Here is a 22,136-nt window from a genome sequence, read left to right on the forward strand (position 1 = left end):
GAAAAAACGGGCGCATGCGCGCCCGTTCCGGACCAACGGGTTCAGCCGTTGCGGCGCGCCTGCGTTTCGGCGGGGCGCAGCTTCGCGGCGAGCTTGTCGAGCACGCCGTTCACGTACTTGTAGCCGTCGGAGCCGCCGAACGTCTTCGCGAGTTCGACAGCTTCATTGATGATCACGCGGTACGGCGTTTCGACGTGGTGCGTGAGCTCGAACGTGGCGATCAGCAGCACGGCGCGTTCGACCGGCGACAGCTGGTCGATCGGGCGGTCGAGCGACGGCGTCAGCGCTTCGACGAGCGTGGCGTGCTCGCGGATCACGCCGTGCAGGATCGCGTCGAGCAGTTCCTTGTCGGCCTTGTCGTACCCGAGCGCGCCGCGCAGTTGCGCGTCGATCTCACCGGAGGACGCGTTCGACAGCAGCCACTGGTACAGCCCCTGCGTCGCCAGCTCGCGCGATTGTCGGCGGGCGCTCTTCTTCATGCGCGCTCCTCTTCGTCGTCTTCTTCCTCTTCGTCCTCGTCCTCGTCGTCGTCGCCGAGCTGGTCGAGGGCCATCGTCAGGTTGGCCATCTCGACGGCGACGCGTGCGGCGTCACGACCTTTTTCGGTCATGCGCGCGACGGCCTGTTCGTCGTTTTCGGTCGTCAGGACCGCGTTCGCGATCGGCAGGTTGAAGTCGAGGCCGATGCGGGTGATGCCCGCGCCGCTCTCGTTCGACACGAGTTCGAAGTGGTAGGTCTCGCCGCGGATCACCGCGCCGAGCGCGATCAGCGCGTCGAACTGGCCGCTTTCCGCGAGCTTCTGCAGCGCGAGCGGGATTTCCAGCGCGCCGGGCACCGACACGAGCAGCACGTCTTCACCGGTGACGCCGAGGCGTTCCAGTTCCTCGACGCACGCGTCGGCGAGGCCGTTGCACACGGGTTCGTTGAAGCGCGATTGCACGATGCCGATACGCAGGCCGTCGCCTTCGAGATTCGGTTGGTATTGTCCGATTTCCATGATCTGGTCCGTGGTGTGGATGAACGGTTATAGGGCGAAAGCGCCGTGGCGGGTTACGCGTGGGACGCCGGGCAGGACGTGGCTTCGCCGCCGGGCATCGGAATGAAGCCCGTGACTTCGAGGCCGTAGCCGGACATGCTGCCCAGCTTGCGCGGATTCGACAGCACCTGCATCTTGCCGACGCCGACATCGCGCAGGATCTGCGCGCCGATGCCGAACGTCTTGAAATCGACCGGCCGGCGCTTGAGCGCAGCGGCCTTTTCTTCCTCGTCGAACGCCTTGAAGACGTCGATCAGGTGTTCCTTCGTATCGCCGCAGTTGAGCAGCACGATCACGCCGAGGTCGCGCTCCGCGATCTCGCGCATCGCGGCGTCGAGTGTCCACGAGTGCGTCGACACGCCCGTCTCGAGCAGGTCGAGCACCGACAGCGGCTCGTGCACGCGCGCCGGCGTATCGACGTCCGGCGACGGCGTGCCGCGCACCAGCGCGATGTGCGGCGAGCCGCTCGGCTGGTCGCGGTACAGCACCGCGCGGAACGTGCCGTGCGCGGTCTGCATCGTACGCTCGGCGATCCGCTCGATGATCGATTCGGTGCGGCTGCGGTACTGGATCAGGTCGGCGATCGTGCCGATCTTCAGGTTGTGTTCCTGCGCGAACTCGATCAGGTCGGGCAGGCGCGCCATCGTGCCGTCGTCCTTGATGATCTCGCAGATCACCGCGGCCGGCGTGAGGCCCGCCAGCGCGGTGAAGTCGCAACCGGCCTCGGTGTGGCCCGCGCGCACGAGCACGCCGCCCGGCTGCGCCATGATCGGGAACACGTGGCCCGGCTGCACGATGTGCTCGGGGCGCACGTCGTGCGCGACCGCCGTGGCGATCGTGTGCGCACGGTCGGCGGCCGAGATGCCCGTCGTCACGCCTTCGGCCGCTTCGATGCTGACCGTGAAGGCAGTGCCGTACTGCGTGCCGTTGCGGTAGGTCATCAGCGGCAGGTGCAGCTGCTTGCAGCGTTCCTGCGTCAATGTCAGACAAACCAGGCCGCGGCCGTACTTGGCCATGAAGTTGATCGCTTCCGGCGTGACGAATTCGGCGGCGATCACGAGGTCGCCCTCGTTTTCGCGGTCTTCTTCGTCGACCAGGATCACCATCCGGCCGGCTTTCAGCTCGGCGATGATGTCGAGCGTGGAGGCGAGCGTCATAAGGGGGCGTGAAAGAGGAAAGTGCGTATTTTACGCCAGCCGGACGACGTTTCGGCTGGCGTGGACCGCGCTCGACCGCCGAGCGCCCCGGAAAGCGCCGCGGCCGGCCTGCGCGGCAGGCCTGGCGTGGCCGCCGCGCATTGGCTGCATGCGCGTGCGGACGGTGGCGGCCCGGGCTTTGCCCGGCCGCGCGTCAGGCGTGCTGGTCGCGCCCGCCCAGGTAGTCGAGCTTGCCGAGCTCGACGCCGCCGTGGCGCAGGATGTCGTACGCGGTCGTCACGTGGAAGAAGAAATTGGGCAGCACGAAGTTCAGCAGGTACGACTGGCCGGTGAACTCGATCGGGCCGACGCGCATCTTCAGCACGATCTGGCGCGTCTCGCTGCCGTCGATCTGCGCGGCGTCGAAGCTTTTCAGGTAGTCGATCGTCTTCTGGATGCGGGCGTGCAGTTCGTCGAAGGTCTGCTCGACGTCCGGGTAGCTGGGGATCTCGGCATCGGCGAGGCGCGCGGCGCAGCCCTTGGCCGTGTCGGTCGCGATATAGACCTGGCGGACGAGCGGCAGCATGTCCGGGTACAGGCGGGCGCCGATGAACACCGACGGATCGATCTGCTTTTCGGCCGCATGCGCCTGCGCCTTGCCGAGAATGTGCTGAAGATTGGTCAGGCCACGGATCAGGACAGGCACCGAGGCCTGATACATCGAAATGGACATGGGGACGACTCCTTGAGGAAGAGGGTGACCAATACGCGGCCGCGCCGCGCGTTGCGGCGCCGGAACCGCTGTCGACGCATCTTAGCGCGGCGGCATGACCCGTGCGCGTCGTTGGCCATTCGGCCAGATGTCGGCGCGGGCAGGCGAGCGTCGAGCGCAGGCATCGTGGCTTCGACCGGCGACGCGCGGCGCGAAATGGGGTGAGAGATCCGGTTGATCGAGAACGCGCAGCCGCCCGCGCGATCGTCGACCGCGTTGACGGTCGGGCTCACGCCGTTGACCGTGATCGACCCGTTCAGTGCGTGGCGTCGGGCGGTGCGAAGCGCGCGAGGATCCGCAGGTCGTCGCCGACCCGCTCGATTCCGTGGAACGACAGCCGCGTACGCGCGTCGAGGTTCGCCGGCGCGGCGAGGTCGAACATGCCGGCCGCATCGGCGCCCAGCAGGCTCGGCGCGAGGTAGACGAGCAATTCGTCGACGCACTGCTCGCGCAGCAGCGAGCCGTTCAGCTTGTGGCCGGCCTCGACGTGCAGCTCGTTGACGCCGCGCGCGCCAAGCGCCGCGAGCATCGCGGGCAGGTCGACCTTGCCTTGCGCGTTCGCGATCGGCACGATTTCCGCGCCACGCGCCTTCAGCACGTTCGCGCGCACTTCGCCGGCGGCGTCGAGCCGGCCGCAGAAGATCAGCAGCGGCGCACCCTCGAGCAGCCGCGCATCGAGCGGCAGGTCGAGGCGGCTGTCCACCAGGATGCGCTGCGGCTGGCGCGGCGTGTCGATGCCGCGCACGGTCAGCAGCGGGTTGTCTTCACGCACGGTACCGATGCCGGTGAGGATCGCGCAGGCGCGCGCACGCCATGCATGCCCGTCGAGGCGCGCGGCCTCGCCGGTGATCCACTGGCTTTCGCCGGACGGCAGCGCGGTGCGGCCGTCGAGCGACGCGGCGGTCTTCATCCGCACCCACGGGCGGCCGCGTGTCATCCGCGACACGAAGCCGACGTTCAGTTCACCCGCTTCGTGCGCGAGCAGCCCGCAGCGCACGTCGATGCCCGCGTCGCGCAGCATGCCGAGGCCGCGCCCCGACACCTGCGGGTTCGGGTCTTCCATCGCGGCGACGACTTTCGCGACACGCGCTTCGATCAGCGCGTTCGCGCACGGCGGCGTGCGGCCGAAGTGGCTGCACGGTTCGAGCGTCACGTAGACGGTCGAACCGGCGACGTCGTAGCCGCGCGAACGCGCGTCTTTCAGCGCCTGCACTTCCGCGTGATCCTGGCCGGCCGGCTGCGTGAAGCCTTCGCCGATCACGTCGCCGTCCTTGACGATCACGCAGCCGACACGCGGGTTCGGCGCCGTCGTATACATGCCGCGCGCGGCGAGCGCGAGCGCGCGCTGCATGTGGGCGAAATCGGTATCCGAGAACATGCGCGCGGCCCCGGGTCAGGCGGCGAGTGCCGCGAATGCGCGGCGCGCGGCCGCGAGCGTCGCGTCGATCACCGCGTCGTCGTGCGTGCTCGACACGAAGCCGGCCTCGTACGCGGACGGCGCGAAGTACACGCCTTCGTCCAGCATCAGGTGGAAGAAGCGGTTGAAGCGCTCGGTGTCGCTCTTCGTCACTTCGGCGAAGCTCGCCGGCACGCGTTCGGCGAAGTAGAGGCCGAACATCGCGCCGATCGAGTCGGCCGCGAACGGCACGCCGGCCGCACGCGCTTCGGCCGCGAGGCCGTCGGCGAGACGCTTCGTCTGTGCGGTGAGCGCGTCGTAGAAGCCGGGCGCCTGAATCAGTTGCAGCGTCTTCAGGCCAGCCGCGACCGCGATCGGGTTGCCCGACAGCGTGCCGGCCTGGTAGACGCCGCCGAGCGGCGCGAGGTGGGCCATGATGTCGCGGCGGCCGCCGAACGCGGCAGCCGGCATCCCGCCGCCGATCACCTTGCCGAGGCAGGTGAGGTCGGCCGTGATCCCGTAGTAGGCCTGCGCGCCGCCGAGCGCGACGCGGAACCCGCACATCACTTCGTCGAAGATCAGCACGGCGCCGTGCTTCGTGCACAGCGCGCGCAGCGCGTTCAGGAATTCGGGCGTACCGCGCACGAGGTTCATGTTGCCTGCGACCGGTTCGACGATCACGGCGGCGATCTCGTCGCCGAACGCGCCGAACGCTTCTTCGAGCGCGGCGACGTTGTTGTATTCGAGGACGGTCGTGTGCTTCGCGATGTCGGCGGGCACGCCGGCCGACGTCGGGTTGCCGAACGTCAGCAGGCCCGAGCCGGCCTTGACCAGCAGGCTGTCCGCGTGGCCGTGGTAGCAGCCTTCGAACTTGACGATGCGGCTGCGGCCCGTGAAGCCGCGCGCGAGACGCAGCGCGCTCATCGTGGCTTCGGTGCCGCTCGACACCATCCGCACCTGCTCGATCGACGGCACGAGCTTGCAGATTTCCTCGGCGATCTCGATCTCGGCTTCGGTCGGCGCGCCGAACGAGAAGCCGTCGGCGAGCACGTTCTGCACGGCCGACAGCACTTCCGGATGGACGTGGCCGACGATCATCGGGCCCCACGAGCCGATGTAGTCGATGTACTGCTTGCCGTCGGCATCCCAGAAGTACGGGCCTTGTGCGCGAGCAACGAAGCGCGGCGTGCCGCCGACCGAACGGAATGCGCGCACCGGCGAGTTGACGCCGCCGGGAATGGTTTTCTGGGCGCGTTCGAAGAGGATCTGGTTGTTGGACATGGACGAAACCTGCGAGAGAAGGGCGCGGGAGCCTGTGCACGGGCCGCGGCGCCTGGGCGGAACGATCGTCCGATTGTACCGGAGACGCGCGCGGCGAGCCGGCGGCGCGGTCTGCGGCGTATCGGCGCGCGAGGGATCGCGCGGGCCGGGAAGGAACAGGGGGATTCGGCCCCGTTATCGATCCGGCAACGGCGGCGGCTTGCGCTTGCCGGTCAGCTCGGCCCAGCGCTTCTCGAGCGGGCCTTCGACCATCGGCTTGATCACCGTGCCGGAGCTCTGCGCATCCCAGGTCTGCACCGAATACGGATGGACGCGCAGCGCGTCGCGCGCGATCACGACGTCCTGGTGCGCGTCGACCAGCCAGTCGTACACGAAGTCGATGCACAGCCGGTAGCCGCGCTTCGTCGACGGATCGGGCACCTCGTACGGCGCGCGCGTCACGTAGCCTGAGCCGAACACGCCCTTGGGCTCCTTCGCGACGCGATGCAGGAACACGCGGTCGCCCGGGAGGATGCCGCGCGCGAAGCCGCAGCCCCACACGTCATGTACGGCCTCGCCGGCCTTCACGCGCGCGGCGACGTCGGGCAGCTCGGGCCATGGCCATTTCTTGGGGCTCCAGATCAACAGGAAGGCGGTCATCGGTTCGGTCGTGCGCTGTATTGGTCAGACAAGAAGAGAGGAGGCGCTGCAAGCTTAATCGAATCCATGCTCTCGATCCCGCATGGCGGGTGCCGCACAGTGACTTTCGGGCCTGCTGCGCACTCACGCCGCCAGCAAGCAAAAAAGTTGCGCGTACAATCATGGGCCTGGGCGCGCCGTTCGCGGCGCGGCCGGCCGTCTTCACCGCCACGCGCGCCCCGATGCGCGCGGGCTCCATTCCGGATACCCATGTCTCACGTCATCCGACGCCGGCCCGATGCCCGGCTGATCCTGTTGCTCGGCGCGCTCGCCGCCTGCGGGCCGATCGCTACCGACATGTACCTGCCGAGCCTGCCGTCGATCGCCCACGGCTTCTCCGTCAGCCCCGGCGCCGCGCAGCGCACGCTCACGAGCTTCATGGCCGGCTTCTCGGTCGGGATGCTGCTGTACGGTCCGCTGTCCGACACGTGGGGCCGACGCCCCGTGCTGCTCGGCGGTATCGCGCTGTTCACGCTCGCGAGCATCGGCTGCTTCGTGTCGACGTCGATCGACATGCTGATCCTCGTGCGCTTCCTGCAGGCGCTTGGCGCCGGCGCGGCATCGGTGCTGTCGCGTGCGATCGCGCGCGACGCGCATGAGCCGACCGACGCGGCGAAGGTGCTGTCGATGGTGGCGATCGTCACCGCGGTCGGGCCGCTGCTCGCGCCGCTGATCGGCGGTCAGATCCTGCGCTTCTCCGGTTGGCGCGGCGTATTCGTCGTGCTGGCCGTGTTCGGTGCGATATGCGCGACGACCGCGTACTTGCGCGTGCCCGAGACCTGGCCGAAGGAGCGGCGCAAGAGCGCGGCCGTTCTCGCGTCGTTCGCGTCATACGGGCGCATCCTGTCCGATCCCGTCGCCTGGGGGCACATGCTGTGCGGCGGGATGGCGTTCGCGTCGATGTTCTCGTACATCACCGCCACGCCGTTCGTGTACATCGAGTATTTCCACGTGTCGCCGCAACACTACGGGCTGCTGTTCGGCCTGAACGTCGTCGGCATCATGATCGGCAACTTCGCGAACACGCGGCTCGTCGGTCGCCTCGGTTCGCTGCGCATCATCGCGGCCGCGTCGCTCGTGAGTTGCATCGCGTCGCTCGCGGTCGCGCTCGTCGCGCTGACCGGGTGGGGCGGGCTGTGGTCGATCGTCGTGTGCCTGTTCTTCGTCGTCGGCGTGGTCGGGATCCTCTCCGCGAACTGCACGACCGACCTCATGCATCGCTATCCGCACAACGCGGGCGCGTCGGCGGCCGTGTTCGGCGCGATGCAGTTGGCGCTCGGCGCGCTCGCGAGCGTCGCGATCGGCGCACTCGCGGACGGCACGCCGTTCGCGATGGGCGTGACGATCGGTGTTTCGGGCGTGCTGTGTCTCGCCGGACGCTACCTCGTGCTGCGCTGGCATGGTCGGCCCGTGAAAGCGGGCGCTTGAGCCGCGTGGCCAGCCGGGCCGCACAATGAAAAACGCCACCGTGCGCGCTGCGCCGGTGGCGTTCTCGTTTGGAACGCGGCAAGCGGCTGCTGCCGCGCCGCGTCAATCCCGCGCGACGTCCTTCGCCGCCGGCGACGCACCGTGGCTCAGCCAGTCGAGCACGTCGGCCGTCTCGTCGTCGCTCGCGCGTGCCCTCGCCTGTGCGACGGCCTCGGGCAGTTCGCCGTTGGTCGACGCGCGACGGATCGCGACGCCGACCGCGAGGATGTCGATCATCAGCAGATGCAGGATTCGCGAGATCATCGACAACTGCGATTCGCGCATCTCGATGTGGTCGGTCTCGAGCGCGACGGTCGCGCGTTTCGCGAGCGGCGTGTTGCTCGACGTGATCGCGATCACCTTCGCGCCGGCCTGCATCGCGACGTCGAGCACGCGCAGCAGCTCCGGCGCGCGCCCCGACTTCGACACCGCGACGATCACGTCGCCCTTGCCGAGCAGCGCGGCCGATGCGGCCTGCATGTACAGGTCGCCGTACGCGATCGTCGGAATCCCGAAGCGGAAGAACTTGTAGTGCGCGTCCTGCGCGACGATGTTCGAGTTGCCGAGCCCGTAGAACTCGATGCGGCGTGCGCTGTTCAGGATCTCGATCGCGTTCTCGACGTGCTCGAAATTCAGGTGCTCGCGCAGCTGCAGGATCGCGGACACCGTGTTGTCGAGCACCTTCGCGCCGAAGTCGGTGGCCGTGTCGCCGAGATGCACCTGGCTGTGGCTCATCGGGATCGTGCCGGTGAGGCCGGTCGCCAGCTTCAGCTTGAAGTCGGACAGCCCCTGGCAGCCGAGCGAGCGGCAGAAGCGGATCACCGTCGGCTGGCTCACGTCGGCCTTGCGTGCGATGTCGACGATCGGATCGTTGATGATCGAGCGTGGATGATTCAGCGCGAGATCGGCGACGCGGCGCTCGGCCGGCGTCAGTGCGTCACGCATCTGGCGGATCCGCTCGAACACGGCCGACGACGCACCGCCCGAACGATTCGACAACTGCTCCGCGAGGATCGCCGATACGCCGAGGAACGCCGGGTATTCAGCGGTGATCAGGTAGGTCGGGATGTTCTCGAGGTAGTGCGTGAAGCGGCCCTTCGCCTCGAAGCGCGCGCGGAACGACGAGCGCGTGAACAGCTCGCCCAGCTTCAGCGCGACGCCGCCGCCGATGTACACGCCGCCGAGCGCGCCGAGCGTCAGCGCGACGCTGCCCGCGAACGCGCCGAGAATCCCGCAGAAGCACTCGACCGTCTCGAGCGCGAGTGCGTCGCCCGCATGCGCGCGCTCGACGATCTCGACCGTGTCGACGGACGCGGCCACGCGCTTCTTGTCGCGCGTGGCGAGCGCACGATAGATGATCTCCATGCCGGGGCCGGCGCACACGCGCTCGAACGACACGTGCGGAAACTTCTTGCGCGCGTATTGCAGCACGAGATCCTCGCGCTCGTCCTGCGGCGCGAACGATGCGTGACCGCCTTCGCTGCCGAGCGCGATCCAGCGGTCGTCGGCCGGAATCAGGCCCGACACGCCGAGCCCGGTGCCGGGCCCGAGCAGGCCGATCACGCTGTTCTGGCGGCGCGTGCCGCCGCCAACCTGCACGCGCTGCGCGTCGGTCAGGCCGGGCAGCGCCATCGCGAGCGCGGTGAAATCGTTGACGACGAGCAGCGTGTCGAAGCCGAGCGCGCGTCGCGTCGCCTCGATCGAGAAGCTCCAGTCGTGGTTGGTCATCGTGACCTGGTCGCCGTCGACCGGGTTCGCGATCGCGATCGCCGCGTGGTTCACGCGGCTGATCTTCACATCCTTCAGATACTTGCGGATCGCGTCGGTGATCGTCGGGTAATCGGCGCCGGGATAGACGCGGATCTGCGTGATCTCGCCCGGGCCGGTTTCCAGCGCGAAGCGCGCGTTGGTGCCGCCGACGTCCGCGAGCAGGCGCGGGCCGTCGGCATGCTGGCCTGCGACGGCCGCCTTACTTTGCGCACCAGTAGACATCGAGCTGGGTCCCCTTGTCGTTGGCCAGTTGGGAAATCGCGTTCTTCTGCAGCGATGCGGCTGCGGCGTCGAGCACCGCGCGTTTGCGTTCGCCCGCGATCAGCAGGAACAGCCGGTCGACGCGCTTGAGCGCATCGAGCGAGAAGCTCACGCGTGCATGCGGCGCAGCGCCGGGATGGACGGCGACGAAGCGCTCGGGCGTCGTGATCGCGTGATCCCATTCGGGCGCATCGGCGAAGATCGACGCGGTATGGCCGTCCTCGCCCATGCCGAGCACCGCGACGGTCGGCACGCGGTAGTCGGCGTTCGCGTTCAGCGCGGCGACGTGCGCGTCGAGCGCGGCGCGCGTGTCGACGAGCGGCAGGAAGCGGGCAGGGGCGGCTGCGTGCTGCAGCAGCGTGTCGCGCACGAGGTGCGCGTTGCTGGCGGCATCGTCCTCCGGCACCCAGCGGTCGTCGACCAGCGTCACGTCGACGCCGGCCCAGTCGAGCGCCGCGTGCGACAGCGTTTGCAGGAACGGGCGCGGGCTCGTGCCGCCGGACACCGCGAGCGTCGGGCGCGCGGGGCCGGCGAGCGCGGCGCGCAGCGCATCGCCGACGGCGCGCGCGAGCGCTTCGCTTTGCGCTTCCTGGGTGTCGAAAGCGTGAATCTCGATCACATCTCCTCCGGACTGCTTTGTCTGTTCAAATCGTACGAATCGTGGAGCACGTTGCCGCGCACGCTGGCGTGCGCGGCAACGGTTTGCATCAGTTCTCTTCTTCGAGCCAGCAGGTGTCGTGCTGCGCGAGCATCGCGCTCGCCGCGGCCGGCCCCCACGTGCCTGCCGCGTAGGGCTTCGGCGGCTTCAGCGTGCGCGCCCATTCGTTCAGGATAGGCTCGACCCAGCGCCATGCGGCTTCCTGTTCGTCGCGGCGCACGAAGAGGGCGAGACGGCCGTTGATCACGTCGAGCAGCAGGCGCTGGTACGCCTCCATCTGCCCTTCCTTGAAGAACTGGTCGAACGCGAGGTCGAGGTGCACGCTCGCGAGGTTCATCCCTTCGCCGGGCTGCTTCGCGAGGCAGTACAGGCGGATCGTCTCGTTCGGCTGCAGCCGGATCACGAGGCGGTTCGAACCGGGGCGCAGCGCGGTCGGCCCGAGCGCCGAATGCGGCACCGGGCGGAAATTGACGACGATCTCCGCGACGCGATCGGCCAGCCGCTTGCCGGTGCGCAGGAAGAACGGCACGCCGGCCCAGCGCCAGTTCTCGATCTCGACCTTCAGCGCGACGAAGGTTTCGGTCTGGCTGTCGGGCTTCACGCCCGGCTCGGTCGCGTAGGCCGGCACCTGCGCGCCCTTGATCACGCCCGCATGATACTGGCCGCGCACGGCCACCTTGCCGATGTCGCGCGGATCGACGGGCTTCAGCGCGCGCAGCACGCGCAGCTTTTCGTCGCGCACCGAATCCGAATCCATCGAATGCGGCGGCTCCATCGCGACGATCGACAGCAACTGCAGCAGGTGGTTCTGCACCATGTCGCGCAGCGCGCCGGTATTGTCGTAGAAATCGCCGCGCGCCTCGACGCCGAGCTCCTCGGCGATCGTGATCTGGATGCTCTCGACCCATTCGCGGCGCCACAGCGGCTCGAACAGCGCATTGCCGAAGCGCAGCGCGAGCAGGTTCTGCACGGGTTCTTTGCCGAGGTAGTGGTCGATCCGGTAGATCTGGCCTTCCGCGAAGATCTCGCCGACCGCGTCGTTGATCGCGTTCGACGACTTCAGGTCGTAGCCGAGCGGCTTCTCGAGCACGATGCGCGAGCCTTCGCTCAGGCCGACCGCCGCGAGCGCCTTGCAGATCGGCACGAACAGCGACGGGCCCGTTGCCAGATAGAACACGCGGATGCCGGGCAGCGATGCCACCGCGTCGCGCAGCACGACGTAGTCTTCCGCGCGGCCGAGATCGAGGTGCACGTACTCGATGCGATCGAGGAAGGACTTCCACGCAGCTTCGTCGAACGCCTTGCCGGCGGCCTTGGCCGCGTGCGGCTTCACGTGCGTGTCGACCCATTCGAGATAGGACGCCCGATCCGATTCATGACGCGCCACGGCGACGATCCGGCCGCTCTCCGCCAGCATGTTCGCACGGTGCGCTTCGAACAGCGCAGGCAGGATCTTGCGCATCGACAGATCGCCGGTGCCGCCGAAAAGTACGAAGGTAAAGCTGGAATCGGTATGCATGTGTCTCCGCCGTGTTGGGGGTGCCCGGAAGCGATCCGTAGTGCGATAAAAATATTTTTGACACTGAATTGTAGTTTAACTACAATCCGCCGCAAGGGGTAGCACCTGGGTGAAGAAAAAAAGAAGTGCGGTCGATGAACTGCGCGAGCTTCGCCTTCGGGAACGCCTTGTGCCGAATGTTATCGGACATTGACGGCGCGCATCGTCAGCGCGGCGTCGGCCCCGGGCTCGCGCCGCATCATCGCGGCGGGCCAGAAACACAAAGAGGAGACACGCCGTTGAATCTCGATTCACGCTTTCTGTAAGAGCCCGGCCGGTCATCGGCCCCGTACGCTGCATGCGTCCCGCGGCTCGATTTCCCCGTCGTTATCAAGAAGCCGGTTCCCCGTCCGGGAACCTCACGAGTTGATTCAGTCTGGAGGAGATAAGTAATGAAAGTTCGCTCGATCATGGGCGCGCTCTGCGCCGCAGGTCTGATGGCTGGCGCCGTGGCGGCGCAGGCAGCCGAGAATGTGACGGTGCTGCACTGGTGGACCTCGGGTGGCGAGTCGAAGGCCGTCGGCGTGCTGAAGGACGACGTGCAGAAGCAGGGCTACGTGTGGAAGGACTTCGCGGTCGCGGGCGGCGCTGGCGCCGCGGCCATGACCGCGCTGAAGACCAAGGTGATCAGCGGCGACGCACCGTCGGCCGCGCAGATCAAGGGCCCGCTGATCCAGGACTGGGCCGACCAGGGCGTGCTCGTCAACATCGATTCCGCTGCCGGCGACTGGAAGCAGAACCTTCCGCCGGAAATCGACAAGATCATCAAGTACAAGGGCCACACCGTCGCGGCGCCGTTCTCGGTGCACCGCGTGAACTGGCTGTACATCAACAAGGCCGCGCTCGACAAGGTCGGTGCGAAGGTGCCCACCACCTGGCCTGAATTCTTCGCGGTGGCCGACAAGCTGAAGGCCGCGGGCATCCAGCCGGTCGCGATGGGCGGCCAGCCGTGGCAGGACCTGACGCTGTGGGAAGACGTCGTGCTGTCGCAGGGCCCGGCGTTCTACAAGAAGGCACTGGTCGACCTCGACCAGGCGACGCTGACCTCGCCGCAGATGCTGTCCGTGTTCGACACGGTGCGCAAGATCCAGGGCTACTTCGATACCGGCCGTAACGGCCGCGACTGGAACCTCGCGACCGCGATGGTGATCAACGGCAAGGCCGGCATGCAGTTCATGGGCGACTGGGCGAAGGGCGAGTTCGAGAACGCCGGCAAGAAGGCGGGCAAGGACTACATCTGCGCGGCGGTGCCGGGCACGGCGAATGCGTACACGTTCAACGTCGATTCGTTCGTGTTCTTCCAGCAGAAGGGCGAGAAGGCGGCAACGCCGGGCCAGCTCGCGCTCGCGAAGACGATCATGACGCCGGACTTCCAGGAACAGTTCAGCCTGCTGAAGGGTTCGGTGCCGGTACGCCTCGGCGTGAAGATGGACAAGTTCGACGACTGCGCGAAGAAGTCGTACGCCGACGAGCAGACCGCGATCAAGTCGGGCGGCTTCGTTCCGTCGCTCGCGCACGGGATGGCGCAGAGCGACGCGACCGCCGGCGCGATCACGGACGTCGTGACGAAGTTCATGAACTCGCAGCAGGATTCGAAGAGCGCGGTCGCCGCGCTCGCGAAGGCCGCGAAGGTCAAGTAACGCGCGACAGGCGCCCGGCCGGAAACGCTTCATCGGCCGGGCGTTTTTGCATGTGCAGCAAACGGGCTCGCCCGCGAAGCCCGTGCCGTACCCGGCGCCGGCCCGGCCTGCGTCGCCCTCGTTCCAGGAGTCGAATCAAGTGGCTGCCCCTCTTAGCGGAAACGGATCCGGCGCTGCCGCCGCGCGGCGTACGTCGCCGATGTCGGCCTTCGCCGATCGCTGGATCCCGAAGCTCGTGCTTGCGCCGAGCGTCGCGATCGCCGTGGTGTTCATCTACGGCTTCATCCTGATTACCGGCTATCTGTCGCTGACCAATTCGCGGCTGTTGCCGAACTACGAATTCGACGGCTTCGGCCGTTACTCGGATCTGTTCCAGAACGACGTATGGTGGACGTCCGCCGCGAATCTCGGCTGGTTCGGGATCCCGTTCATCGTGATCTGCGTCGCGCTCGGGCTGTTCCTCGCGATCCTGCTCGACCAGCGGATCCGCAATGAAGGCGCGCTGCGCGCCGTCTTCCTCTATCCGATGGCGCTGTCGTTCATCGTCACCGGCACCGCCTGGCAGTGGATCCTGAACCCGGGCCTCGGCCTCGAGAAGGTGATGCACGACTGGGGCTGGACGAGCTTCTCGTTCGGCTGGCTCGACGATCCGGACAAGGCGATCTTCTGCGTGGTGATCGCGGCTGTGTGGCAGTCGACCGGCTTCGTGATGGCGCTGTTTCTCGCGGGGCTGCGCGGTGTCGACGCGGAGATCTTCAAGGCCGCGCAGGTGGACGGCGCGACGCTGCCGACCATTTACCGCAAGATCGTGATTCCGAGCATGCGCCCGGTGTTCTTCTCGGTGCTGCTGATCCTCTGCCACATCACGATCAAGACCTTCGACCTCGTCGTCGCGCTGACGGCGGGCGGCCCGGGCACGTCGTCGTCGCTGCCGGCCATGTTCATGTACACGTTTTCGTTCAACCGCGGCCAGCTCGGGCTCGGCGCGGCGTCCTCGGTGATGATGCTCGCGACCGTGGTCGCGGTGCTGGTGCCGCTGATGTATATGGAATCGAGGAGCACCCGCAATGCAGCCTAAGATGACGATCAGCCGGGCAGTGATCTATGCGGCACTGATCCTGTTCGCGCTGTATTTCCTGTTTCCGATCTACGTGATGCTGTCGACGTCGTTCAAGGATCTCGACCAGCTGCGCACCGGCAACCTGCTGACGCCGCCCACCACGTGGACCGTCGACCCGTGGGTGAAGGCATGGAGCGGCGCGTGCACCGGCGTGCGCTGCGACGGCATGAAGCCGTTCTTCCTGAACTCGCTGCAGATGGTGATCCCGGCCGTGCTGATCTCGTCGCTGATCGGCGCGTTCAACGGCTATGTGCTTACGCACTGGCGCTTTCGCGGCGCGGATGCGCTGTTCACGATGATGCTGGTCGGCTGCTTCATCCCGTTCCAGGTGATCCTGCTGCCGATGGCGCGCCTGCAGGGGATGCTCGGCCTCGCCAACACGATTCCGGGCCTCGTGTTCGTGCACGTCGTGTACGGCATCGCGTTCACGACGATGTTCTTCCGCAACTTCTACGTGAGCGTGCCGGCCGAGCTCGTGAAGGCCGCGCGCATCGACGGCGCGGGCTTCTTCACGATCTTCACGAAGATCCTGCTGCCGGTGTCGCTGCCGATCTTCATGGTGTGCCTGATCTGGCAATTCACGCAGATCTGGAACGACTTCCTGTTCGGGATCGTGTTCTCCGGCGTCGATTCGATGCCGATCACGGTTGCGCTGAACAACCTCGTCAACACGTCGACGGGCGTGAAGGAATACAACGTCGACATGGCGGGCGCGATCATCGCCGCGCTGCCGACGCTGCTCGTCTACATTGTCGCCGGCCGCTATTTCGTGCGCGGGCTGACGGCGGGCGCGGTGAAGGGGTAAGCGCGGTTTCATCCGATACGACGAACCGGCCGCGCCTCGCGCGCGGCGCATCGAAACGAACCCGACGCGGCGCCGGAGTGCGCCGCGCGAGACGAGACAGAGGATTCACAGCATGGCAAGCCTTTCCATCCGTGACGTGTACAAGACCTACCCGAACGGGGTGCCGGTCCTGAAGGGTGTCGACATCGAGATCGAGGACGGACAGTTCCTGATCCTGGTCGGCGGGTCGGGCTGCGGGAAGTCGACGCTGCTCAACATGATCGCCGGGCTCGAGACCGTGACGAGCGGCGAGATCTGCATCGACGGCAAGGTCGTCAACGACTTGTCGCCGAAGGATCGCGACATCGCGATGGTGTTCCAGTCGTACGCACTGTACCCGTCGATGACGGTGCGCGAGAACATCTCGTTCGGCCTGAACATCCGCAAGGTGCCGAAGAGCGAGCAGCAGCAGATCGTCGACCGCGTGTCGCAGATGCTGCAGATCCAGCACCTGCTCGACCGCAAGCCGGGCCAGCTGTCGGGCGGCCAGCGCCAGCGCGTCGCAATGGGCCGTGCGCTCGCACGCGATCCGTCGCTGTTCCTGTTCGACGAACCGCTGTCGAACCTCGACGCGAAGCTGCGCATCGAGATGCGTGCCGAAATCAAGCTGCTGCACCAGCGCCTCGGCACGACGATCGTCTACGTGACGCACGACCAGATCGAGGCGATGACGCTCGGCGACCGGATCGCGGTGATGAAGGACGGCGTGGTCCAGCAGTTCGGCGCGCCGCAGGAGATCTACGATTCGCCGTCGAACCTGTTCGTCGCGGGCTTCATCGGCGCGCCGCCGATGAACTTCATCAACGGCAAGCTGGTCGAGCAGGGCAGCGGGATCGCGCTCGAAGTCGACACGGGCGTCAAGCGCGGCGCGCTGAACTTGCCGTTCGACGCGGCGAAGCTGAAGTCGCACGTCGGCCGCGAAGTGATCCTGGGCCTGCGGCCGGAGCGCATCACCGACGTGCGCCACGCGCACAACGGCGACGCGTCGCATCTGCAACCGTTCGACGTGCGCGTCGACGTGACCGAGCCGACCGGGCCGGACACGCACGTGTTCGCGCAGGTGAACGGCAAGCGCATCGTGAGCCGCGTGCATCCGGCCGCGAACCCGCAGCCCGACCAGACGCTGTCGCTGCTGTTCGACGTGTCGAAGGCGGTGCTGTTCGATCCGGCGTCGGAGGAGCGGATCGCGTGACGCGGTCCATGCGCTGAATGAAGAAGGGGCCGTTTCGAGACGGCCCCTTTCGTTTGCGCATGCGGGTGCGGCGTCAATGCGTCAATGCGGCAGCCTGACGTCGAACTTGAACGTCGCGAGCCGCGCGACGAGGATGAAGCCGGTCGCGAGCAGCACGCTGTACACCGAGTCGAACTGCAGCCACACGAGCAGCAGGTAGAACCAGCAGCCGACGAACGCGCAGGTCGCATACGGCCGCGAATCGCGCAGGATCAGCGGGATGTCGTTGCACAACACGTCGCGGACGATCCCGCCGACCACGCCCGTGATCACGCCCATCATCACCGCGATGAAGCGCGGCATCTCGGCGTCGAGCGCGATCGCCGTGCCCGAGATGCTGAAGATCCCGAGCCCGATCGCATCGGCCACGAGCAGCAACCGCTCGGCCGACAGCCGCGACAACATCCGCAGCACGAACGGCGCGAACAGCGCGAGCACGAAGATCGCGATCACGTAGTCGTCGTGCACGACCCAGTAGAACGGCCGGCGCTCGAGCAGGATGTCGCGCAGCGTGCCGCCGCCGAACGCGGTGGCGAGCGCGACGACGAACGTGCCGACCGAGTCGAGGCGGTTCTTGCGCGCCTCGATGAAGCCCGAGATCGCAAAGGCCAGCGTGGCGATCGCCTCCAGTACCGCGATCGCGAGCGTCAGCCTAGGATGCGGCACGCGGCCCCCGGTCGGCCGGTGTCGCGAACGGCTGCAGCAGCACCAGCACCGCGCCCGCGCCGCCGTCGTTGCCGCGCGCCTCGCAGAACGCGATCACTTCTTCCTTCTGCACGAGCCATGCGCGCACCTTGCCCTTCAGCACGGGTTCCTTGCCGATCGAGCCGAGCCCCTTGCCGTGGATCACCCGCAGGCAGCGCAGCCCTTTCTTGCCGGCTTCGCGGATGAACTCGGCGAGCGCGTCGCGCGCCTCGTCGCGCCGCATGCCGTGCAGGTCGATCTGCGCCTGCACGATCCATGCGCCGCTCCTCAGCTTGCGCACGACGTCGCGGCTGATGCCGGGGCGGTGGTAGTACAGCGAGTCGTCGCTGTCGAGCAGCGTCTCGGGATCGAATTCGTCGGATAGCGTCGCGTTCAGCACGGCTTCCTCGTCGCGCTGCGTCTGCTTCGGCACCGGGTCGGGCGGCGTGCGGCCGGCCGCCGCGCGCGGCGGCGCGTTCAGCGGCTGGATCGCGCCGATCTCGTTGCGGAACAGGTTCGCGTCGGCTTCTGCCTTGCGCTCGGCCTTGGCCGTTTCGACGCGCGCGCGTTCGCGGCGATCGGCCTCGCCTTGCAGCGACTTGCGCAATGCGCCGAGGCCCGCGAGCCCCTGGCCGCGCAACGCGGCCGCATCGAGCGCGGGCGGCGGCGCTTCGGGCGCCGGGGTCACGGGGCGGGCAGCGATCGTCCGCTTCGCGGGATCGCTCGGATGGGGCTGGTTCTTCGCCATGATTCGGTAACGGGGCAAGCGCGTTCGGGCGCGCGGGCAGAAAAAAAGCCGCTGCGCGGCGGCAGCGGCTTTCCGGTCGAGCCCGCTTCGCGGCAGCGGACGCCATTGTAGCGCCCGGCGCGGCAAGGCTCGCGGCTTACTTCTTGTCGTGCAGGCTTTCGAGGTAGCGCTGTGCGTCGAGCGCGGCCATGCAGCCCGTGCCGGCGCTGGTGATCGCCTGGCGGTACACGTTGTCCTGCACGTCGCCCGCGGCGAACACGCCCGGCACGCTCGTCGAGGTTGCGTTGCCGTGCAGGCCGCTCTTCGTCAGGATGTAGCCGTCCTTCATCTCGAGCTGGCCCTGGAACAGGTCGGTGTTCGGCTTGTGGCCGATCGCCACGAACACACCCTGCACGTGCAGGTCTTCCGTTGCGCCGGTCTTCACGTTCTTGATGCGCAGGCCGGTGACGCCCGACTCCTCGCCCGTCACTTCGTCGAGCACGTGATCCCACTTGATCACGACGGCGCCTTCCTTTTCCTTCTCCAGCAGGCGGTCGATCAGGATCGGCTCCGCGCGGAACTTGTCGCGGCGGTGGATCACCGTGACCTTCTTCGCGATGCCCGTCAGGTAGAGCGCTTCCTCGACGGCCGTGTTGCCGCCGCCGATCACCGCGACTTCCTGACCGCGATAGAAGAAGCCGTCGCAGGTCGCGCAGGCCGACACGCCCTTGCCCATGAACGCTTCTTCGGACGGCAGGCCGAGATACTGCGCGGACGCGCCGGTCGCGATGATCAGCGAGTCGCATGTGTATTCGCCCGAGTCGCCGATCAGGCGGATCGGCTGCTCGTGCAGCTTCGCGGTGTGGATGTGATCGAACACGATCTCGGTGTTGAAGCGCTCGGCGTGCTCGAGGAAGCGCGCCATCAGCTCCGGACCCTGCACGCCTTTCGCGTCTGCCGGCCAGTTTTCGACGTCGGTCGTGGTCATCAGCTGGCCGCCCTGCGCGATGCCGGTGATCAGCACCGGGGACAGGTTGGCGCGTGCCGCGTAGACGGCAGCCGTGTAGCCGGCGGGGCCGGAACCGAGAATCAGGACTTTGGCGTGTTTGGGCGTGGACATGTGCGAATCCGTAAAAGGCGGCCGTGGCGGGCGGGGTAGGGCTCGCCGGACGATCCGGGTTGACCGGGATGCCGTCATAGATGGGTATCAGACGCGCATTATAAAGGCCCCGTTGCTGCGTTGCCGAACGAGAGTTTCAATCGTGGCGATAGTGTCGGGCAGCGCAATGGACGCGCACGCGGGGTGGGCGACGCGCGCGGCGGCGCGTTGCCGCACGGGGGCGGCGGGGCCTGGCGCCGGCTCGGGGAGCGTGGCAGCGGTGCCCGCCGGCGCCGGACGGACGGGGGGAAAGGGCCGCTGCGGCGCGCGTCCGACGGGCCGCCAGTACCCCGGCCCCGTTATGTAACCGTCATTTACACTTGGCGGCCCGGTGCAGCGTTTACAATAAGCGGGATCGAACGACAGGCGGGCGCACGGCCCGTCCTCTAAATACGGATTCATGGCAAAAGCTCCTTATTCCGCCCAGGCACAGGCGTTGCCGCACCGGATGTCGAAGCTCCTCACGGAGATCCGCTGGATTCTCCAGGTCGCGCTCTGCGCATTTCTGGTGATGGCCCTGCTGAGCTACAGCCGGCGCGATCCGAGCTGGACGCACGCCGCACAGGTGGACCACATCACGAACTGGGCCGGCCGCGTCGGCGCCTGGACGGCCGACATCATCCTGCTGCTGTTCGGCTTGTCGGCCTACTGGCTGATCGTGCCGCTCGCGCGGCGCATCGCCGTCAACTATCGCCGCATCACGCGCCACGAGGCGGTCGCGGACGAACCCGAGCGGCCGATCGGCTGGCTCACCGAAATCCTCGCGTTCGTGCTCGTCGTGCTCGCGTGCGACGGCATCGAGGCGCTGCGCATGTGGTCGCTGAAGGTGCAGTTGCCGCGTGCGCCGGGCGGTGTCGTCGGCGAGGCCGTCGCGGGCGCGATGTCGCACGCGTTCGGCTTCACGGGCGGCACGCTGCTGCTGCTGATCGCACTGGCGATCGGCCTGTCGCTGTATTTCCGCTTCTCGTGGCTGTCGGTCGCCGAGCGCGTCGGCGGCGCGATCCTGTCCGCCGTCAACGTCGCGAAGCTGCGCCGCGAGGCCGAGCGCGACCGCAAGCTCGGCGAGGCCGCGGCCGTGCGTCGCGAAGGCAAGGTCGAAGAGGAGCGCGTGCGCATCGAGGATCACGAGCCCGTGACGATCGTGCCGCCGGTCGTCACGCCGGCGAAGTCCGAGCGTGTCGAACGCGAACGCCAGGTGCCGCTCTTCACCGACCTGCCGGGCGATTCGACGCTGCCCGCGGTATCGCTGCTCGATCCCGCGCCGAAGGCGCAGGAATCGATTTCCGCCGACACGCTCGAATTCACGTCGCGCCTGATCGAGAAGAAGCTGAAGGACTTCGGCGTCGAGGCGAGCGTCGTCGCCGCGTATCCGGGCCCGGTCGTTACGCGCTACGAGATCGAGCCGGCCACCGGCGTGAAGGGCAGCCAGATCGTCAACCTCGCGAAGGATCTCGCGCGCTCGCTGTCGCTCGTGTCGATCCGCGTCGTAGAGACGATTCCCGGCAAGAACTACATGGCGCTCGAGCTGCCGAACCAGCGCCGCCAGACGGTGCACCTGTCCGAGATCATCGGTTCCGAGGTGTACGCGGCCGCGTCGTCGGCGCTCACGCTGAGCCTCGGCAAGGACATCGGCGGCAAGCCGGTGTGCGCGGATCTTGCGAAGATGCCTCACCTGCTCGTCGCCGGCACGACCGGTTCGGGCAAGTCGGTCGGGATCAACGCGATGATCCTGTCGCTGCTGTACAAGGCGACCGCTGACCAGGTGCGCCTGATCCTGATCGATCCGAAGATGCTCGAAATGAGCGTCTACGAAGGCATTCCGCACCTGCTGTGCCCGGTCGTCACCGACATGCGCCAGGCCGGCCATGCGCTGAACTGGACGGTCGCGGAAATGGAGCGCCGCTACAAGCTGATGAGCAAGCTCGGCGTGCGCAACCTGGCCGGCTACAACAACAAGATCGACGAGGCCGCGAAGCGCGAAGAGAAGCTGCCGAATCCGTTCAGCCTGACGCCGGAAGATCCGGAGCCGCTCGGCCGCCTGCCGAACATCGTCGTCGTGATCGACGAGCTGGCCGACCTGATGATGGTCGTCGGCAAGAAGGTGGAGGAACTGATCGCGCGGATCGCGCAGAAGGCGCGCGCGGCCGGCATCCACCTGATCCTCGCGACGCAGCGTCCGTCGGTCGACGTGATCACCGGCCTCATCAAGGCCAACGTGCCGACCCGGATCGCGTTCCAGGTGTCGTCGAAGATCGACTCGCGCACGATTCTCGACCAGATGGGCGCCGAATCGCTGCTCGGGATGGGCGACATGCTGTACCTGGCGCCGGGCACCGGGCTGCCGGTGCGCGTGCACGGCGCGTTCGTCGGAGATGACGAAGTGCACCGCGTCGTCGAGAAGCTCAAGGAGCAGGGCGAGCCGAACTACGTCGAGGGCCTGCTCGAAGGCGGCACGGCCGACGGCGACGAGGGCTCGGCCGGCGCGGGAACCGGCGAAGGCGGCGACGAGTCTGATCCGCTGTACGACCAGGCGGTCGAGATCGTCATCAAGAACCGCCGCGCATCGATCTCGCTCGTGCAGCGCCACCTGCGGATCGGCTATAACCGCGCGGCGCGGCTGCTCGAGCAGATGGAGCAGTCGGGGCTCGTGTCGGCGATGTCGTCGAGCGGCAACCGCGAAATTCTTGTGCCGGCGCGCGACGCGGAATGAGTCCGCGG

19 protein-coding genes and 1 pseudogene are annotated in these 22,136 nt (G+C 67.5%); 6 read left to right on the forward strand and 14 right to left on the reverse strand.

The features are described from left to right. Positions 1–41: 41 nt before the first annotated feature. The 8 genes and pseudogenes from nusB to FFS49_RS09305 all read right to left on the reverse strand — a co-directional run bounded on the left by nusB (position 42) and on the right by FFS49_RS09305 (position 6,260). Entirely contained in the window at positions 42–479 is a 438-nt protein-coding gene (gene nusB / locus FFS49_RS09270; RefSeq protein ID WP_021157083.1) for a transcription antitermination factor NusB, read from the reverse strand. Further along, a complete protein-coding gene (gene ribH / locus FFS49_RS09275) occupies positions 476–997 on the reverse strand; it encodes a 6,7-dimethyl-8-ribityllumazine synthase (protein WP_105817570.1) in 522 nt (173 codons plus the stop codon). The genes nusB and ribH overlap by 4 nt, the downstream gene beginning before the upstream one ends. Positions 998–1,050: 53 nt before the next feature. Further along, positions 1,051–2,193, reverse strand: coding sequence for a bifunctional 3,4-dihydroxy-2-butanone-4-phosphate synthase/GTP cyclohydrolase II (gene ribBA / locus FFS49_RS09280; protein ID WP_039371045.1), 1,143 nt, complete (start codon positions 2,191–2,193; stop codon positions 1,051–1,053). 193 nt (positions 2,194–2,386) lie between these two features. Further along, on the reverse strand, positions 2,387–2,905 hold the full coding sequence (locus FFS49_RS09285) for a DUF1993 domain-containing protein (protein ID WP_105817569.1): 519 nt from the start codon (positions 2,903–2,905) through the stop codon (positions 2,387–2,389). 194 nt (positions 2,906–3,099) lie between these two features. Further along, positions 3,100–3,198 (reverse strand): annotated as a pseudogene (locus tag FFS49_RS42560) (riboflavin synthase); the annotation flags it as partial. A 2-nt stretch (positions 3,199–3,200) separates the two neighbouring features. Next, complete coding sequence (gene ribD, locus FFS49_RS09295; RefSeq protein WP_071334082.1) at positions 3,201–4,322, reverse strand: bifunctional diaminohydroxyphosphoribosylaminopyrimidine deaminase/5-amino-6-(5-phosphoribosylamino)uracil reductase RibD; 1,122 nt, start codon at positions 4,320–4,322, stop codon at positions 3,201–3,203. A 15-nt stretch (positions 4,323–4,337) separates the two neighbouring features. Then, entirely contained in the window at positions 4,338–5,621 is a 1,284-nt protein-coding gene (gene hemL, locus FFS49_RS09300; RefSeq protein WP_105817568.1) for a glutamate-1-semialdehyde 2,1-aminomutase, read from the reverse strand. 174 nt (positions 5,622–5,795) lie between these two features. After that, complete coding sequence (locus tag FFS49_RS09305; protein WP_011351244.1) at positions 5,796–6,260, reverse strand: hypothetical protein; 465 nt, start codon at positions 6,258–6,260, stop codon at positions 5,796–5,798. 249 nt (positions 6,261–6,509) lie between these two features. On the opposite strand from FFS49_RS09305, the gene FFS49_RS09315 reads away from it, so the two are divergent. Next, positions 6,510–7,727 (forward strand): Bcr/CflA family multidrug efflux MFS transporter, encoded by a 1,218-nt coding sequence (locus tag FFS49_RS09315; RefSeq protein WP_039371060.1) that lies wholly within the window; start codon positions 6,510–6,512, stop codon positions 7,725–7,727. A gap of 102 nt (positions 7,728–7,829) precedes the next feature. On the opposite strand, the gene FFS49_RS09320 is transcribed toward FFS49_RS09315, so the two are convergent. The 3 genes from FFS49_RS09320 to zwf all read right to left on the reverse strand — a co-directional run bounded on the left by FFS49_RS09320 (position 7,830) and on the right by zwf (position 11,974). Next, positions 7,830–9,758 carry a bifunctional transcriptional regulator/glucokinase gene (locus tag FFS49_RS09320; protein WP_105817567.1) on the reverse strand — a complete coding sequence of 643 codons (1,929 nt, stop codon included), beginning with the start codon at positions 9,756–9,758 and terminating at the stop codon, positions 7,830–7,832. Further along, positions 9,736–10,416 (reverse strand): 6-phosphogluconolactonase, encoded by a 681-nt coding sequence (gene pgl / locus FFS49_RS09325; RefSeq protein ID WP_039371066.1) that lies wholly within the window; start codon positions 10,414–10,416, stop codon positions 9,736–9,738. The genes FFS49_RS09320 and pgl overlap by 23 nt, the downstream gene beginning before the upstream one ends. An 88-nt stretch (positions 10,417–10,504) precedes the next feature. Next, positions 10,505–11,974, reverse strand: a complete 1,470-nt coding sequence (zwf, locus tag FFS49_RS09330; protein WP_046196648.1) for a glucose-6-phosphate dehydrogenase — start codon at positions 11,972–11,974, stop codon at positions 10,505–10,507. Positions 11,975–12,405: 431 nt separating this feature from the next. Between zwf and FFS49_RS09335 the strand changes: the two genes are divergently transcribed. The 4 genes from FFS49_RS09335 (at position 12,406) to ugpC (ending at position 16,809) form a co-directional block, all read left to right on the forward strand. After that, positions 12,406–13,653, forward strand: coding sequence for an ABC transporter substrate-binding protein (locus FFS49_RS09335; protein WP_039343464.1), 1,248 nt, complete (start codon positions 12,406–12,408; stop codon positions 13,651–13,653). Between the two features lie 139 nt (positions 13,654–13,792). Beyond that, positions 13,793–14,731, forward strand: a complete 939-nt coding sequence (locus FFS49_RS09340) for a sugar ABC transporter permease (protein WP_039343490.1) — start codon at positions 13,793–13,795, stop codon at positions 14,729–14,731. Further along, entirely contained in the window at positions 14,721–15,578 is an 858-nt protein-coding gene (locus FFS49_RS09345) for a carbohydrate ABC transporter permease (protein ID WP_011544828.1), read from the forward strand. The genes FFS49_RS09340 and FFS49_RS09345 overlap by 11 nt, the downstream gene beginning before the upstream one ends. Positions 15,579–15,690: 112 nt before the next feature. Continuing rightward, positions 15,691–16,809, forward strand: coding sequence for a sn-glycerol-3-phosphate ABC transporter ATP-binding protein UgpC (ugpC, locus tag FFS49_RS09350; protein WP_046545128.1), 1,119 nt, complete (start codon positions 15,691–15,693; stop codon positions 16,807–16,809). An 81-nt stretch (positions 16,810–16,890) separates the two neighbouring features. Here ugpC and FFS49_RS09355 read toward each other — a convergent pair whose 3' ends face one another. From FFS49_RS09355 to trxB, 3 genes are all read right to left on the reverse strand, one after another. Further along, positions 16,891–17,514, reverse strand: a complete 624-nt coding sequence (locus FFS49_RS09355) for a trimeric intracellular cation channel family protein (RefSeq protein ID WP_039343458.1) — start codon at positions 17,512–17,514, stop codon at positions 16,891–16,893. Further along, a complete protein-coding gene (locus tag FFS49_RS09360) occupies positions 17,501–18,280 on the reverse strand; it encodes a Smr/MutS family protein (RefSeq protein WP_039343456.1) in 780 nt (259 codons plus the stop codon). Before FFS49_RS09360 ends, FFS49_RS09355 begins: the two co-directional genes overlap by 14 nt. Before the next feature lie 136 nt (positions 18,281–18,416). After that, a complete protein-coding gene (trxB, locus tag FFS49_RS09365; protein ID WP_105817566.1) occupies positions 18,417–19,379 on the reverse strand; it encodes a thioredoxin-disulfide reductase in 963 nt (320 codons plus the stop codon). Between the two features lie 439 nt (positions 19,380–19,818). Here trxB and FFS49_RS09370 point away from each other — a divergent pair, with 439 nt between their 5' ends. Then, positions 19,819–22,128, forward strand: a complete 2,310-nt coding sequence (locus FFS49_RS09370) for a DNA translocase FtsK (protein ID WP_105817565.1) — start codon at positions 19,819–19,821, stop codon at positions 22,126–22,128. The last annotated feature ends 8 nt before the right edge of the window (positions 22,129–22,136 follow it).

This window comes from Burkholderia sp. 4NA327C6 (assembly GCF_005502655.1).
GTDB lineage: Bacteria > Pseudomonadota > Gammaproteobacteria > Burkholderiales > Burkholderiaceae > Burkholderia > Burkholderia contaminans.

Bases quoted from the DNA above. Each gene is read 5' to 3' on its own strand.
- FFS49_RS09345 (WP_011544828.1), top strand. From the start codon at position 14,721: ATGCAGCCTAAGATGACGATCAGCCGGGCAGTGATCTATGCGGCACTG.
- nusB (WP_021157083.1), bottom strand. From the start codon at position 479: ATGAAGAAGAGCGCCCGCCGACAATCGCGCGAGCTGGCGACGCAGGGG.
- ugpC (WP_046545128.1), top strand. From the start codon at position 15,691: ATGGCAAGCCTTTCCATCCGTGACGTGTACAAGACCTACCCGAACGGG.
- trxB (WP_105817566.1), bottom strand. From the start codon at position 19,379: ATGTCCACGCCCAAACACGCCAAAGTCCTGATTCTCGGTTCCGGCCCC.
- FFS49_RS09335 (WP_039343464.1), top strand. From the start codon at position 12,406: ATGAAAGTTCGCTCGATCATGGGCGCGCTCTGCGCCGCAGGTCTGATG.
- FFS49_RS09305 (WP_011351244.1), bottom strand. From the start codon at position 6,260: ATGACCGCCTTCCTGTTGATCTGGAGCCCCAAGAAATGGCCATGGCCC.
- FFS49_RS09315 (WP_039371060.1), top strand. From the start codon at position 6,510: ATGTCTCACGTCATCCGACGCCGGCCCGATGCCCGGCTGATCCTGTTG.
- FFS49_RS09285 (WP_105817569.1), bottom strand. From the start codon at position 2,905: ATGTCCATTTCGATGTATCAGGCCTCGGTGCCTGTCCTGATCCGTGGC.
- ribH (WP_105817570.1), bottom strand. From the start codon at position 997: ATGGAAATCGGACAATACCAACCGAATCTCGAAGGCGACGGCCTGCGT.
- FFS49_RS09360 (WP_039343456.1), bottom strand. From the start codon at position 18,280: ATGGCGAAGAACCAGCCCCATCCGAGCGATCCCGCGAAGCGGACGATC.
- ribD (WP_071334082.1), bottom strand. From the start codon at position 4,322: ATGTTCTCGGATACCGATTTCGCCCACATGCAGCGCGCGCTCGCGCTC.
- FFS49_RS09370 (WP_105817565.1), top strand. From the start codon at position 19,819: ATGGCAAAAGCTCCTTATTCCGCCCAGGCACAGGCGTTGCCGCACCGG.
- zwf (WP_046196648.1), bottom strand. From the start codon at position 11,974: ATGCATACCGATTCCAGCTTTACCTTCGTACTTTTCGGCGGCACCGGC.
- ribBA (WP_039371045.1), bottom strand. From the start codon at position 2,193: ATGACGCTCGCCTCCACGCTCGACATCATCGCCGAGCTGAAAGCCGGC.
- FFS49_RS09320 (WP_105817567.1), bottom strand. From the start codon at position 9,758: ATGTCTACTGGTGCGCAAAGTAAGGCGGCCGTCGCAGGCCAGCATGCC.
- hemL (WP_105817568.1), bottom strand. From the start codon at position 5,621: ATGTCCAACAACCAGATCCTCTTCGAACGCGCCCAGAAAACCATTCCC.